Here is a 15,606-nt window from a genome sequence, read left to right on the forward strand (position 1 = left end):
GAAAAACAGTTTTTAATCGTTAAAGTAGAAACCGTTTGGGCTTACGCCTCCGGAATCAAATTGTGAAATTATTTCTCCTTCAAAATTATATATTCTTACCACACCATTTGAGCTATAATCTCCTGCATCGCCAGTATATAAATATCCATCCTCGATTTCAAATCCGTAAAAAGAAGTAATATCAGTAAAAGCAAAAAGACTCTCCTCAGGTAACTCTGTGGCCGATTCTTCCATAGAGTAAACAGATCCATTGAGAGTATAATAAATAGTATCATCTTCAATTTCAAAATTTGAAGGATGATCTGTGGTATTTGGAAAAATCAACTCTTCTGTTATTTCATTATTTGATAAGTTGATTTTAGAAATACTGCCAGCTGTTTCACCAACTCCTTGAGCATAACCGGGTACTCCTCCAGACATTACCCACAAGAAGCCATCTGATATCTCTATTGAATTAGGAGCATCACCAATTTCTATACTTACTTCCACAATATTGGAAATAGGATCTATAATCACAATCTTATCATTATAATTATAGCCGCCCTGTAAAGCTACAAATAGCTTATTATTATCATTAATAATCTTTTCAGGCCCTTCTCCTACACTAATTGTTCCTGTAGATTCATAGGTACTTGCATTATATATAGCGATATAATCATCTGTATCATTAGAGGCATCTCCCCAATTGGTGACATATATCTTCTCGTCTACCAAAGTAAGATACCGTGGATTACTTAATCCCTCCTCAATTGTATGAATGTGCTCAAAAGTATAGCGATCAACAATTTGAACTATATTGGAAACATTCATAACGATATATGCATAATTATCATCAAATGTGAGACTCTGCCCTGTATCTCCCAGAGAAGAACCATTTACTGTAGAAAATATATCGGATTCTAGAATAGAAAAATCATTATCAATATATGATATTGAACTATTATTGTTACCGAAACCACCTTCATTAAGCACAAACAATCCATCTGCATAGGTGCTTTCAGGTTGCTCTATTTCAGGGTCAATATTATCATCATCGCTGCTACAGGAATTCAAAAAAAAGCCACTCAAAATGGCCATAGTTAATAATTTACTGATTCTTTTCATTGGTTAGAATTTTAGCAAAGAGCGGAGCAAATAAAGAGTTTAAAATAATCTGATTTAAAAAATATTTGCTTCCAGCATCATGCTGGTTAAAAATTAAGGTTTAGGTATATATTAAAATTTCTGCCGGGCATCCACCGGTTTTCTACACTTTGATATTCTTCATTTACAATATTGAGCACCCTGGCTCCAATCTTGTAAGTATTTGTTGTTCCAAAATCATATGAAATTCCAAGGTTTGAAACCGTATAAGCATCCATATTATAGCGCGAATTATTATCAGATCGGGTAAAAACCTCGCCATTATATAAAAGCTGGTAATCTATACTGAAATCTTTAAAAGCATAGGTAAGCGAACCCGTAGCTTTATGAAACGGTACATAAATAAGCTGGTATCCCGTATTCATATTTTCTGAAACCGTATAGGCATAAGTACCAGAGGCGCTAATTTGGTGATCTTTAAAAATCTCTTTTTCCCAGCCTGCCAACACCTCAATACCGTAGGTTTCTACCTTTTCTTCATTTCTTGGGCGCCAAATATTATTACTGGAAGGCAACCAGCGTATCATATCATCAATTTTAATATAATATCCGGTAAGGCTAAACTTCAGGTTTCTATGTTTAAAATGGTTTCCAAGCTCAACCTGGTTAGAAGTTTCGGGGCGTAAATTAAGATTACCGGCACCGGCCCAGTAAAGATCGTTGTAAGTGGGAATTCTAAAATTCCTGGAAATATTCATTTTTAGACTATAGAAATCGGTAAAATCATAATGTGTTCCTGCAGAAAACAGTAACGGACTTTCATAATTTTCGGTTATTTCTTTTCTGATTCCCAATTCATATTGAAATTTTTGAAATGGCCTATGCTTCATTAAGAATGCCGAAGAAAATATATTTCGGGTATTTTCGGTAATTCCAGAGCCGCTACCATCTGTGTACGTATTGGTGAGTACGGCATTTAGCTCTAAAGTTTTTGAAATTGAATAATTTAAATCGTATTTGCCAATCAAGGTTTGCGCTTTGCCAGATGAAGATTGATTTTCAGTAATATTCCCGTAGAACTTATAATTTTCATTTAGATGAGCTAACCTTGCAACCGAAATAAAATCACCAAACTCTCCTACCCATTCCAATAAATTTCGGGTATCAAAATTCTGGTATTTTGTTTTGGTTTCTGATGGGCGAACCAGGGAGAAATGCCGCTCCCCATCAAAAATTTCACTATAAAATTTTAACGTGTTTTTTTCATTTAACCGATACGCGAAACCAAGATTTAAATTGCTATTGTAGAATTCACCATTCTCGTTCTTTCTGCCTTCAATGGGCCATTCATAATCATTAACTGATGAATTTCTTGCCGCAGCAAGACTTAAACTCCATTTTTTTCCTGAAGTCTTTATTTTATACCGGGCATCCAGGGTATTAAAACTGCCATATTGAAAGAAAATATCCTGCTTTGTTTTTCCGGTAAAATCAAGATTGGTATTTAAATGAACAGTTCCTCCAATGGCTCCGGTACCATAAACTACACTTCCGCCGCCACCACGAACGCTAATATTATCAAATCCGCCTGCGTTTAAAGCATTAAAATCGGTTTGGCCGTTAAATTGTGAATTTATATTAATCCCATTCCACAATACCGCTGTTTGTGAGGCTGTTGTTCCGCGAAAAGATGGCGAAGAAACCATACCCAGTCCATTTTCTTTAAAATAGATATTGGTGTTGAAATTTAATGCTGAAGTAAGCAGCGCCCTGTTTTTCTTTAAAACTGAATCGTTTAAAACGGTAACCTGCTGGCCGGTAGAAAAGTCTTTCAGCTTGGTATCTGTCAAAAATACTTCGTCTAAAACGTTAATTGTATCGTTTTGAGCAAATACAGGCAAACTGCATAGCAGGCCAAGGAATAGAATATAAAATCGCGTTTTTTTCATCTGCCCTCTGACTTTTATCCCGAAAGTCTAAGAATTTATTGGTTATATTTTGGCAGGTCTCCTGGCTCGCGTCTTGTTGTTTACCTTCCCATTCCAAATAAGAACAGTGGTTTTTGAAGTGATAACAACAAGCATCCCTTGCGGGACTTAGCTTACAGTTGCGGGAACAGCTCAGGCTTAATAAAGTTAGATGGTAGAAGTTTGAAATACGAAGAAAAACTTCGCGCTTCATATTTTGTACTTCCAAAATCGTACTTTTCCTGATTCCCTTTTAATCGGCGTGAAAAAACACATCCGAACCAAAAATTTCAATGCGAAATTAAACATTTATTTTAGTTGCGACCATTAAATTCTAAATAATCTTACTTTTGAAAATTCCTATTATAAATATTCTATATAAAAATTTTCGTCATCCTGAACTTGTTTCAGAGCTTGCCCCGTAATGTATTCGGGGGCTAAAATGAAGATAGCATTATATAAATTCAATTCCTTTAAACTACCATAAAATGAAAATAAAGACTCTAAAAGCACTTAATCTTCTACTCCTTTTCCTAGTATTTTCCGCTTGTAAAAGCGAGCAAAAAGATAAAAATAATGGTTCAGAAATACCTCAAAATTCAGTTGAGTTAAAACATGCTACCAATTTCAGCATCAGTGATTTTGGAAATTATTATATTTTAAAAATAGAAACCGCCTGGCCCGATGCCGATAAAGCTTTCACCTATTTATTAACTAAAGAAAATACTGAAATTCCTTCCGGTTTAGATTATGACCAAAAAGTTCAAATTCCGATAGAAAAAATGGTGGTGACTTCTACCACGCATATTCCCGCCTTGGAAGCTTTAAATGAAGAAAACAGCTTAAAAGGATTTCCAGGTCTCGATTATATTTCTTCAGAAAAAACCAGGAAATTGATTAATGCAGGAAAAATTAAAGAGCTGGGGAAAAATGAAAATATAAATACCGAAGTTCTTATTGATCTGGATCCAGAAGTGGTGATTGGTTTTGCAATTGATGGAAACAATAAAACATTTGAAACCATTCAAAAAACCGGAATTCCGGTGATGTACAATGGGGACTGGACTGAAAAAACTCCGCTGGGAAAGGCGGAATGGATTAAATTCTTTGGTGTTTTTTATGATAAATTAGACGAAGCTGAAAAGATTTTTAATAAAATAGAAACCGATTATACTGAAGCCAAAGAATTAGCAAAGTCGGCAGCAGAAACGCCTAAAGTATTAAGCGGCGCTATGTATAAAGACCAGTGGTATTTACCCCACGGAAATTCGTGGCAAGCCCAATTTATTAAAGATGCCAATGCAAATTATGTCTATGCCGAGACTAAAGGGAATGGAAGTATGGCTTTATCTTTTGAAAATGTGTTAGACAAAGCCCAGGATGCCGATTATTGGATTAGTGCGGGACAATACACGTCTTACACCCAACTTTTAAAAGAATCTCAGCATTATGAACAGTTTGAAGCCGTACAGAATAAAAATGTCTACAGCGTAAGCCTAACCAAAGGAGAAACAGGAGGTGTACTTTATTTTGAATTAGGCCCGCAACGTCCAGATTTGGTATTAAAAGACCTGGTATCCATTTTTCATCCAGAGTTGCTGGGAGATTATGAAAACATGTTTTTTAAGGCTTTGGAAGAATAAATTATTTAAAATTTTTATCTTTATTATAAACTACTGAAAATGAAAACTATCGCTGTAAATATCAAAGAATCCGTTTTTAAAGAATCTGAGAAATTATCTGCTGGACTTAAGAAGTCTACTGAAAAATATATAAATGAAGCTATTCAATATTATAACCTTCATCAAAACAGGAAGGTTCTAAAGAATAAACTCAAAGAAGAGTCGTACCTGGTGAAAGAAGAATCTTTAAATGTTCTTAAAGATTTTGAAGAAATTGATTATGAAAATTAATCAATTTGAAGTTTGGATTGCCGATTTAAACCCACGAATTGGCACTGAAGCGGGAAAGAAAAGACCGGTTATAATTGTCCAAACCAATTTATTGAATTCTGTTAACCATCCATCAACTTTAATTTGTCCGCTTACTACAAACGTTCATAAAAATGCTCAAATTCTACGTATCCATCTCCCGAAAGGTATTGCCAACCTATTGAAAGATTGTGATATAATGGTAGATCAGCTTAGAGCAATAGATAATAAAAGGCTGGTTAAAAAGATTGGCAAAATTTCAAACACAGCATCAGAAAAGTTAAAAGAAAATCTTTCCGTAATTATGGATCTTAACTAAAATTCCATTATCGTTCTTCATTAATTTTATCTACTCAATTTATTTCAGATATTTACACCGAAATAAATCACCAGCCTTGTTGCAGTCCCAAAAATATGTACTTCCACTTCTACTCCTTTTTATAGGAGTAATTATCCTGGGTTTTTTAAATATTAGTTTGGGCTCAGTCAACATTCCTTTTAAAGATGTTTTTGCTTCAATCTTTAATTTAGAAGTTTCAAAAGAAACCTGGCGCTATATTGTAGTGGAATACCGCTTACCTAAAGCTATTACAGCAATAATAACCGGCTCTGGACTCGCCATTAGCGGACTGTTAATGCAAACCCTATTTCGTAATCCCCTGGCGGGACCGTACGTTTTAGGTTTAAGTAGCGGTGCCAGTTTGGGCGTTGCAATAGTAATTATGGGCGCTTCAGTTTTTGGAGGTGCTTTTGCTGGAATTTTACTTTCCAAATGGAGTTTGGTAATTGCTTCCAGCCTGGGAAGTTTATCAGTATTAATTGCTGTTATGCTGGCTTCCCTCCGCCTTCGAGATACTATGGCAATTCTTATTATAGGTTTAATGTTTGCCAGTTTAACCGCGGCAGTGGTTAGCGTTCTTTCCTATTTTAGTCCCGCGGCACAGCTTCAGCAATATGTATTTTGGTCTTTTGGAAGTTTGGGTGATCTATCCTGGAACGAGGTGGGAATTCTCGCCATGTTCTGGTTTGTAGGGATAATGTTAGCTATTTCCTGTATTAAAAACCTCAACACTTTGTTGCTTGGCGAACAATATGCAAAAAGCCTTGGGGTAAGCATTCAAAAAAACCGTTTAATCATTATTATAGCTACCAGTTTACTTGCCGGAAGCATTACTGCTTTTGCAGGACCAATTGCCTTTGTAGGTTTGGCGGTTCCGCATTTAATTAGGCAAATAATTCCTGTAAATAATCATAGCATTTTAGTGCCAGCAGTTATTTTAGGTGGTGCGGCGCTAATGCTTATTTGTGATATAGCAGCACAAATGCCGGGACAGGAATTTACTTTACCCATAAATGCCATAACTTCACTAATTGGTGCCCCAGTCGTAATTTGGCTATTGGTGCGCAAACGTAAATTTTTATTCTGAATTGAACCAACCTGGAAAACATAGCATCCTTAAAACAATTAATCTTGATATTGGTTACAGTAATAAGACCGGGAAAACCATTATTACTGAAGCGATTAATATTGAAGTTAACGAAGGGGAACTGGTTGCTGTAATTGGCATTAACGGAGTGGGGAAATCTACATTTTTACGAACGCTAAGCGGAGTTCAGGATGCGCTTAAGGGAAAAGTATTGGTTAAAAATGAGCAAATTCAACAGATAGATTCTTTAGAACTTGCTTCTTTAGTGAGCCTTGTACTAACCGAACAACCTATTTCCAAAAATTTAAGCGTTTTTGAACTGGTAGCGCTAGGAAGACAACCATACACCAATTGGATTGGTAGATTAAGTAAAAACGATTTAAGGCAAATTAAAAAATCTTTACAAAATGTAGGAATTGAAGATTTGCAGAATAAAAAATGCTACGAATTAAGTGACGGCCAACTTCAAAAAGTATTAATTGCACGTGCCATTGCACAAAACACGCCACTTGTTATTTTAGATGAACCCACCACACACCTGGATTTGTATCACAAGGCTTATGTTCTAAAACTGCTTAAAAAACTCACCCGAAAAACCAATAAAGCTATAGTTTTTGCTTCCCACGAAATCAATTTGGCCATCCAGCTTTGCGATAAAATTATTCTCATGCAAAATAATAGCGTGACCACCGGTTCCCCTAAAGAATTATTAGAATCTGGAGCATTTTCTACTGTTTTTCCAGAAGGCTTGATCGTTTTTGATAAAGCTTCAGCTTCATTTAAAATTAATCCTTAATTATCTTTTAAAAAGTATTTTAAACCGAAGGTAAAGTTGTTGGAATAAAAGTTTTTAAGCGTATAGAATTCGGCCTGGGTATTAAGATGAAGATACTTCGTAACTGGCCATACCACACTCCCACGATACCGTTGAAATTCATCTGAAAAAGTATCCAGAAAATATCCGGCATCAAGATTAATTTTCCAAAAGTTATTTTCATTTACATATTCGTAAGCTAACCCTAAACCGCCATAAAAACGTTCATCTAAAGTCCAATATGGAAAGCCATTAGACCTGTTTGAATTACCCAGCATTCCAGATAATTCGGTATAAGGTCTAAATTTCGCCATTTTATTCAGTCTAAGATTCATAGATAAACTGGTAAGCGCCTGTACATCCATCACATCTTCGTCGTCATAATGGTTTCCTTCTATATAAAAAACCGCCTGGAATTTCTCTTTAAACTGAAGTTCTTCATAAATATTTAATTGCGTTTGATAAATATCCAGGATATACGCGGGGCCGGTGATAGCAGGTTTTCTAAAAAACTGAAAAGAACTATATAAACTATCTTTTGCAATTGACGCCGATGCTTCTAAATGAAGATATGCCTTTCCTGCGTCGTTAAACTCAAGACGACTACCAAAGCCAAAATTAAATTTTTCTATTCTTTCCCTGGTTTTAAACCTGTAAACCAGTCCGTATAGCTCCATATCTCCATTATTCTCAAATTCACCCTGAAATGGAATTGCATATGCATTATAGCGGCTTAAACCAAATTGATGCTCATTGAACTTCTTATCTCGAGTGCCATAAACCGCTTCTAAACCTACAGAAGTTGGATCTAACCTATCGCTAATAATATTACTCCCTATTTGTACAAAATCGCCCTGGGTTATTCTAAGATTCTGCTCTATTTTAGAAGCAACTTCAGGATAAAAAAGTGAAGGATATTCTTTTAAAAGCTGTCTTTTTTCTTCAGGATTAAGGTAAACCACGGTATTATTCAATTGCCTTCGTAAACGCTCTTTATTACTTGATTCTGGCAGTTGAGAGGCAAGGTTCCAGGCTTTCAGCATTTCGCTACGACCCAAATAATATTCGGTCATAAAAACCTGAATAGCTTCTTTTTCCTTTGGATTATCTTTTTTAGTATAATTAGCATACAAACGCTCTACTTCACTGAAATTTTCTAGCGAATAAAACCATTGCATCCTTTCTACTACAGGGAAATTTGGCACGCAAGAAGACCATTCCAGCGCTTTTCTATAACTTCCCTGGTCGCTATAAGTATAGGCAATAGTCGTAGCCAAATGCTTTAAATCTTCTCGGCAAGCTTTTATCCCCAAAAGTTTTTGCGCCGCTTTTTTATCATTATCGGCAATAAGATATTCTATAAAAAGCGGAAAGTTCTTTTCTTTTAAAAACTCATATTCCCCGGTTTGTACCCGCCAGTTATCTATTGCGCTTTCCGCTATATCGTCACTACACTTAGACCATTTAATGGCTTCATTGTATTTTTTAGCATCGGCGAAAATCCAGGAAATGGTAGAAGCGGCAAAGCGAAAATCTTCACGGCAGTGCTCTATGTTTTTCACTAAATTAAATGCAGCTTCGGGATGTTTCTCATTTAACAGTGAAAAATAGCTGGAGCGCTCCTCATCTGTTTCAGTATTTTCTATTAGGTTCAATAATTCTTCTTTTGTTAATTGTATCTCTGTATTGCTTCCAAAGTAACCTATAAAATCTCTTCTAAGCTTTAGGCTTTCTGGATTTAATTCTATTTGTCTCAACATCCAGCGTTTCCTGGTTTCCAAATCTGGATAATCACTCTGAGTGGTAAATTCTGAAGAAAGGTTTATGTAAGCAGATGATTTATTTTCACTGTATTTTCTTTCCAGCAACGGCCAAATCTCCATTTGGCGATTTTCCCAGCCTAAATATTGAAATAATTTTAACCAAACTTCGCGTTCAAAATTATTGCTTTTAGCAATTTTAGATTTTAATTCATTAATCTCTTTGTGGATATCTCCTAAATCTTCTGAAGGTTTTATTAAAAGGTAAGATTCATAGTTTTGAGTGATTTTACTAAAATCTTCAGAAGAATTATTATTAAATTTTGGAAAACTTATTTTTTTATCCTGCGTTTGAATATTGAAAAGATATCCGTCTAAGAATGGTGTTTTTGTAAATTTTAGTTGTTTATTTTTTAGAAAATTTTCAGCTTCAGCAGTATTTTTTTCTGAAACATATGCAAACCAGAAATTTTGGTTCTCACTATTTTGAATGCTGGCAGTAACTTCAACTTCAGTATCATTTTCAGTAAAATTATAAGCAATTTCTCTCCAGTTTTGAGTAATCTTAGCTGCTTCAGAAACTTTTAAAAATCGAATTAAAGGAAAAGTTTTCTTTACATCTTTAATGTAATTTCCAAATTGTGGAAACAAACCCGGTGAGCCATCTTCTGAAACTCTCCAGCCATAAGAATTTATATTCCGTAAAGTATAATCACCGGCACTTTCCCGAGGTTCTTCTCCGGGAATTTGGTAAATATCATCGGGGTGAATAAAATGCGTCCAAACGCCTGTATATAAATATAAAGATTGCTGATTGAATTGCCTGGTAGAGGTTAAAGCAAACCCGCTGGTAATTCGTGGAAAATTGAAAAAATGATCGTTATAAGGCTCCCTGTCAAATTCTCTATCGCCACCTTCTTCAAAATTTCCCAGGTAAATACTGGCATTATAAATAATTTCGGGGATGTGTTCTTCTAAAGCAAGAAAACCGGTGCTGTCTATAATATTTGAAGGTGGAACATAAGAAACCGGTAATTTACCATAATTACGCGCTGCCCAGCGTTTTTTAACCGCCTTAAGGCTTAAACCCATATAATTTTGATTAGGCCAAACCTCATCGGTAAGTGAAGCGTGATTATAACCGTGTAAAGCTACCTCATGTTTAGAATCTTTGAAATCAACCATAAGTCTGTCGGCAGCGTTAGCTCCATTAGAACCTGTTAATACAGATTGTTCCCACTCGGGAAAATTAAATGGCGGCGAGGTACGATTAGAATAATCAAAACATACGTATGTAGAATATTCCAAACCTTCTTCCCTGGCCAGTTTAAGCATATCTTTCCACCAAACTTCAGTATAAAAACGCGCCTGACTAATATCCATTTCTGAAGTAACCGGTTCCATCTTTACGTTATAAAGCGGCGCGGGAAAATCGTCTAACATTATGCTTGAAGCATTAGCCACAGGATAAGGAACCCCTTCTAAACCCTGCAAAATTGCAGCAAAGAAAAGTCCGCGCTCCTGTTTCTGGGAATATTGATCGGTATTAAAAGTAATTACCGAACCATTCCCTATTTTATTTTTTATAATAAGAGGATAATCTTCTTCAGAAATTGAAGTTGCCAGAATCTCTATATCTTCCCTAAAGTTATCTGTTTGCAGTCCAAAATGTTTATTCTCGTTTTTATAAACCTTCCCTTTTAGAGCCGGTAGAAAACTGGACTGGAATTTAAAACCCTGGGCTATGGTATCTATTTCAAAGTCTGCATCGCCCCTTACGCCTGCTAAAAAACCAAAATTTTTATTGGTAGCTACCGAGGGAATAAAAACATGACCTCCTTTAGCAACAAATTCAATTAAAAAATTCATTGCAGCTTGATTTAGTGGTTCCAGATCATAGACCACAATTACTTTAACTGCATTGCCTACTTCTGGCTTTTCATTAAAATCAAACCTATTAATTTCATTATAAGGGATTTTTGCATAATTAAGAGCTTTTCTAATATGATTGCTGTTTCTAAAACTTAAATCATTTCCCGGCTCTACCAGGTAAGTTACCCACGGATTATCACTAAAATTATCATACTGCACCCTGGGACTGGCTTCCTTAACCTCCTCCTTCTTAATATCTTTTTCGCATCCTATTAAAATAATAGAAAACACTAAAAAAACAGCCTTAAATATTTTAGTTGGTAAAAATTTTTCCATCAAAATAATAGTTCATTAATATTACTGGCCCGTTCCCTGTTTTCTATTTGGTAAACCTCTAAAGTTTCATCTTCATAATATACATCCACATCTCTCCCTTTCATTTTTAGTAATTCAAGCCTTTCCAGTGTTAAATTACGTTGTTTTTCTACTATTGCTTTTTTAGCCTGGTTAGCCTCCTGTATGTCTTTATACACAAAAACATACATAGTTTCGGGTAAAATAATATCTGGGTTATTTTGTAGGTATTCTAAATTATTTTTATACCGGTTGAATCTCCTATCCAGCTCTATATAGGTATTATTAAAATAATCGTAGTTATAGTAATAATGGCTGTTTCTGCTAAAACTGAAATATGGCAAAGCATTTACAACCGCATAGGAATATGGTAAATTTTGAGATTGAATTTTTGAATAGGCTTTAAAAACAACATTTTCTGTTTTATTTTCTTTAAAATTTAATGTGGCTACACTAGGGAATGTGAATATGGTAAGCACGGTAATTACTATGCTACCTATTATTACTTCAAGACGTATGCCAACTTTAGGAGAAAAATTAAAAATAGAAAAGAGGTTAACCATTACATTTAGAATTATCCCAAAAAATATGGGGAGAAATATGCAAAGCACCTGACTTAGAATATCCAGGTCTACCAGGCCAGTATCTAATTGGTAAATCCCGAACATTAAATTGATAAAACTGAGGAAAACCAGACTGGCCAACCATTTATGCGATTTTTTAAAATAATTATAAATAGCAATAAGCAGAAAAACGACGGCGGCTATTTGGTAATAATTCATTAGGTCTCTAAATGGTGCAACCAAATGAGGATTGTAGGTATAAGTATCAAAAGAATAAAAGTTAGACAAAATAAAGGCGCCAAAATCTTCTTTTATAAGCAAAGCCGCGATGCCGTATATTGTTCCAATAAAGGCTAACGAAAAGAAATAGGCCAGTAAAACCTGAGTGATTTGCTTTAAATTATCTTTAAGTTTAAATATAAAAAGTACTAGCAAATAAGGAAGAAGAAGTAATACACCCACAAAAAGATCTAATAAGAGAATAGCGCTAAACAAGGTAATTAACCAATAAAATTTCGCCTTTTTACTGTAACTGAAACTTTGCGGATAAATACAAAAATACATAGTAGGTAAAGCAATAATCAAAGCGGTAAAAACCGATTTATGTTCAGCAATTAAATCAATATTAATGGGGAGGAATCCATAAAAAAGGGCAAAACTTAAACCCGCGAATATGCCTGGAGCCTGCTTTCGTGAAATTTTAAAAACTAGCCAGTATATTATTAAAGAAAGCAATGCAGATTCTAATAATCCAAAAGATTGTAAAGCCTGGGCGTTAGTTATATGGGTTAGTTTTGCATATAAATTAATAAGTAAATAATCTCCCATCATTTCCCCGGTTTGAAAGAACCAGGTATTAGCAGAAATCCCATTTATAAAATTAAGCTTACTAAACCAACTCGAGGAAAGTGTGTAAACATCTTCCTGAAAAAGTGAACTTCTCGAGATGTAAGTAAGTACAGGTAATAAAAGCCCAATGGCTAATTGCCAGTTTCTATGATATTGAGAAAGTCCATGTTCAGGATGTTTATGTTTTGGTTTAATTATATTATCCCTATCCAGAAACCGCTGTCCCTTTTCCATTTTAATAGTAATATATAAAAGGGAACGCGTATAAATTTTACGTAACTGAGCTTTTAAGGGTTGCTTAAAATTAAGATTCATAAAGGCTAAAACAGCCAGGCCAATTATAATGCTTATAATAACAAAGATGTCAAATATCCCGGTTAGTATTAAAATAAAACCACCTAGCAATACCGCTGCCATTACGAGCGCAATAGTGGGAACCAGAAAATTTAAAGCAGATTGTGCAGAAATTCGTGTAGAAACAATTCTATGTATTAATAAAATTAATACAAATAACAGGATAATTCTTAACGGACCGGTTAATAGGTAGGGTTCTAAAAACATATAAATTAATTCAACCTTTTTCGGGAATTTCCTGCAAATCTATTTTCCCAATAAAATAAGGCCAGGGGGTTTGTGCTAATCTTTGTTTAATATCTTTTTTTAACTTTCGGGTTTCGGCATACTCTATTAAAACCACTGGGACTTCGTATTCATCATACACCTGCTTTAGCTCGTTTAAAAGTTGCTGAAAAACAGCTTCCTCTCTTAATTGATATTTTTTCTGCTGAAAATTATAATCTGAAGCAATACTTTCTTTTGCTACCGAATCTATAAATGGATGGGTATCTTTTAGTATAGAAACCCCGGCATTTTGCATTAAATGAATATTAGGATAAACTACGTTTAAAGTCTTTAAAAAATCTATTAAAGCTTCTTTCTTTTCTGGCGTAGGCCCAAAACCGGTATAGTTATCTATATTGTCTAAAAACATCCCGTCCAGTCCTTTTTTCATATTGTAATCAAAAATTGCCATTAGAGCTTCCCGGGTTTCCTCATTTTCAATATCTAAAATATGGCTATTCCATATTTTATTTTTTCCAAAGGTGAAATCTTTAATTTTGGGAAAATGAGGAGCAGCCTCATTAACTTCTCCCAGGCTAATATAACCCAGAATGGTAGTATTGTTTTGCTTTAGCATTGCAATGTCTTCACTGTCAAAATGAGCGCTTTCTATTACCACAATTTCGTATCCTGAAACTTCTGCCGGGTAAAAATCGCCATAGGTAAAAAGTATTTGTTTTTCCTGGGTAAGCTTTTGAGCGACTGACTGGGCGGTATTTAAACAGATTGCTGCTGTAACCATAAATATTTTAATAAGATGCATAGTAATAATAGTCCAGATTTTTAAAGAAACTATATGTTTCCCGTGTTGTAAGTATTGCAAATAACAGAGACCCCACTAACATTCCCATAACGCTATATTCGTAAGAAACCCATCTGCTTAAAAAGACTCCAATTATAAAATTAATCAGGAAAGCACTTATTATGGCTACCAGTGGTTTTCTATGTTTTCCCAGCGTATAAAGATAGAGTACATTTAACATTCCCAGACTAAGAAATAGGTAGCCTATACTTCCAAGAATACAAACTTTTATACTCAACGGACTCAGAATTTCATCAAAACCTCTGGAATAGCCCCAGGGTTGCGTAACAATTAAATATAATAATACGGCAATACCCGCGGCACTAATAGCAAATAAACGTAAATGTTTAAAATACATCTTTTTCATCTTATCGTTAAAACGCTGAAAGTCTGAATATTTTGTTTGAAGTTGATGAAAATCCATATGCCGTATATATGAATGAATAGCGTATTCCATTACTCCGCCAAGAAGGAAGAATATAAGAATAGCGAGATCCATACCAATCTCATAATTTTTTTCATAATAAATTATATAGGGAATATCCCTGTTTAAGGTAGATGACCAGGCCACTATCCTGTCCAGGAAAACAAAAAGAAAAATAAAAGTACCGTATAAAAAGTAGTTGAAATTACGATATAGCGAAAGCATTACTTTTGGCTTCTTTTTTACTGCGGTTTCATTTTTCAGCTTAAAATGAAAGAAAGAATAGATATAACCAACCGAAATTAAAGAAGCAACCAGAATCCCTGTCCAATGAATATAATAAGGGTGCAAATCGGTATAAAAATGAAGTAAAAGCGCTAACACCGTACCTGCAAAGACGCTAAAAGAAAGCATCCATCTTTGTTTTAATGCATATAAAGGCGCTAAAACCAAAAGAAGAAAACCTATAAACAAGGCGTAAACAAAGGTTATAACTAAAAAAAGAAGACTATAAAGCGGGATCACAAAATTGATAAGCAAAGAGAATATAAAAAAGCCTAATATAGCAAGAGTCCCGTTTTTTATAATTTGAACGGTAGAATGTTTCGCCATATGGTAATCTTTATTATACCAGTAATAGGAAACCTGTTTTCCCAGCACCTGTACAAAACCCGCACTGCTAATAAAACCAATAATTACCCCCAACACCACTGCGGTAGATTGCAGGTTATTAAAATGAGAGTAGGTCCAAAGGGAAAATCCGAATAAAATTATGGCAACCACCTGCAAGAAAACCGGAAATAAATGTAAAAGTCCTGAAGTATAATCTACAAGAAAGCGTTTGGTGTTTTTTGTTGTAATATATTCGGTTAAAGCGAGTCTTTTATAAGTTTTGGCTTCAGCAACACGCTGATTATTATTTTTAAGGTTTGCCAGGGTAATGGCGTCGTAAGCTTTATAAATATAATTTGAAAGATGCATTATACTTTCAAAGCCATAATCTTCTTTCGCATCTATTTCCCTAATTCCAAAAGATTCTATTGTTGCGGCTACCACATAAACATTCACGGGTTTACCATTACGTTCTTTAACCGCAACAACAAGTTTTGCAATAGCTTTAATTTGATCTTTAGTCATTT

Annotated in this window: 11 protein-coding genes and 1 riboswitch; of the genes, 5 read left to right on the forward strand and 6 right to left on the reverse strand. The window is 34.7% G+C overall.

Annotation, left to right across the window (positions count from 1 at the left end; all coding sequences use genetic code 11):
• Nucleotides 1-12 precede the first annotated feature (12 nt).
• On the reverse strand, nucleotides 13-1,104 hold the full coding sequence (locus tag J0871_RS13460; protein WP_208225819.1) for a DUF5074 domain-containing protein: 1,092 nt from the start codon (nucleotides 1,102-1,104) through the stop codon (nucleotides 13-15).
• An 86-nt stretch (nucleotides 1,105-1,190) separates the two neighbouring features.
• Nucleotides 1,191-3,032 carry a TonB-dependent receptor gene (locus J0871_RS13465; RefSeq protein ID WP_208225820.1) on the reverse strand — a complete coding sequence of 614 codons (1,842 nt, stop codon included), beginning with the start codon at nucleotides 3,030-3,032 and terminating at the stop codon, nucleotides 1,191-1,193.
• Between the two features lie 33 nt (nucleotides 3,033-3,065).
• A riboswitch (cobalamin riboswitch) is annotated at nucleotides 3,066-3,351 on the reverse strand.
• 187 nt (nucleotides 3,352-3,538) lie between these two features.
• Between J0871_RS13465 and J0871_RS13470 the strand changes: the two genes are divergently transcribed.
• The 5 genes from J0871_RS13470 to J0871_RS13490 all read left to right on the forward strand — a co-directional run bounded on the left by J0871_RS13470 (nucleotide 3,539) and on the right by J0871_RS13490 (nucleotide 7,204).
• Entirely contained in the window at nucleotides 3,539-4,693 is a 1,155-nt protein-coding gene (locus J0871_RS13470; RefSeq protein ID WP_208225821.1) for an ABC transporter substrate-binding protein, read from the forward strand.
• A gap of 39 nt (nucleotides 4,694-4,732) precedes the next feature.
• Nucleotides 4,733-4,963 carry a hypothetical protein gene (locus J0871_RS13475; protein ID WP_208225822.1) on the forward strand — a complete coding sequence of 77 codons (231 nt, stop codon included), beginning with the start codon at nucleotides 4,733-4,735 and terminating at the stop codon, nucleotides 4,961-4,963.
• Nucleotides 4,953-5,300 carry a type II toxin-antitoxin system PemK/MazF family toxin gene (locus J0871_RS13480; protein WP_208225823.1) on the forward strand — a complete coding sequence of 116 codons (348 nt, stop codon included), beginning with the start codon at nucleotides 4,953-4,955 and terminating at the stop codon, nucleotides 5,298-5,300. The genes J0871_RS13475 and J0871_RS13480 overlap by 11 nt, the downstream gene beginning before the upstream one ends.
• A 76-nt stretch (nucleotides 5,301-5,376) precedes the next feature.
• Nucleotides 5,377-6,408: an iron ABC transporter permease gene (locus J0871_RS13485; RefSeq protein ID WP_208225824.1), complete on the forward strand. Its 1,032-nt coding sequence runs from the start codon at nucleotides 5,377-5,379 to the stop codon at nucleotides 6,406-6,408.
• 1 nt (nucleotide 6,409) lies between these two features.
• Nucleotides 6,410-7,204, forward strand: a complete 795-nt coding sequence (locus tag J0871_RS13490; RefSeq protein ID WP_075327111.1) for an ABC transporter ATP-binding protein — start codon at nucleotides 6,410-6,412, stop codon at nucleotides 7,202-7,204.
• Here J0871_RS13490 and J0871_RS13495 read toward each other — a convergent pair.
• Genes J0871_RS13495 through J0871_RS13510 form a run of 4 tightly spaced genes read right to left on the reverse strand, consistent with a single transcriptional unit; the run spans nucleotide 7,201 to nucleotide 15,604 of the window.
• A complete protein-coding gene (locus tag J0871_RS13495) occupies nucleotides 7,201-11,190 on the reverse strand; it encodes a DUF2194 domain-containing protein (RefSeq protein ID WP_208225825.1) in 3,990 nt (1,329 codons plus the stop codon). The two genes, J0871_RS13490 and J0871_RS13495, sit on opposite strands and share 4 nt — an antisense overlap.
• On the reverse strand, nucleotides 11,190-13,181 hold the full coding sequence (locus tag J0871_RS13500) for a hypothetical protein (RefSeq protein ID WP_208225826.1): 1,992 nt from the start codon (nucleotides 13,179-13,181) through the stop codon (nucleotides 11,190-11,192). Before J0871_RS13500 ends, J0871_RS13495 begins: the two co-directional genes overlap by 1 nt.
• A 10-nt stretch (nucleotides 13,182-13,191) precedes the next feature.
• A complete protein-coding gene (locus J0871_RS13505) occupies nucleotides 13,192-13,983 on the reverse strand; it encodes an endo alpha-1,4 polygalactosaminidase (protein WP_208225827.1) in 792 nt (263 codons plus the stop codon).
• Between the two features lie 7 nt (nucleotides 13,984-13,990).
• The gene (locus J0871_RS13510) at nucleotides 13,991-15,604 is read right to left on the reverse strand and encodes a hypothetical protein (protein ID WP_208225828.1); all 1,614 of its coding nucleotides are present in this window, start codon (nucleotides 15,602-15,604) and stop codon (nucleotides 13,991-13,993) included.
• Between the last annotated feature and the right edge of the window lie 2 nt (nucleotides 15,605-15,606).

Origin of the sequence: Salegentibacter sp. BDJ18 (assembly GCF_017579965.1) — a bacterium.
GTDB lineage: Bacteria > Bacteroidota > Bacteroidia > Flavobacteriales > Flavobacteriaceae > Salegentibacter.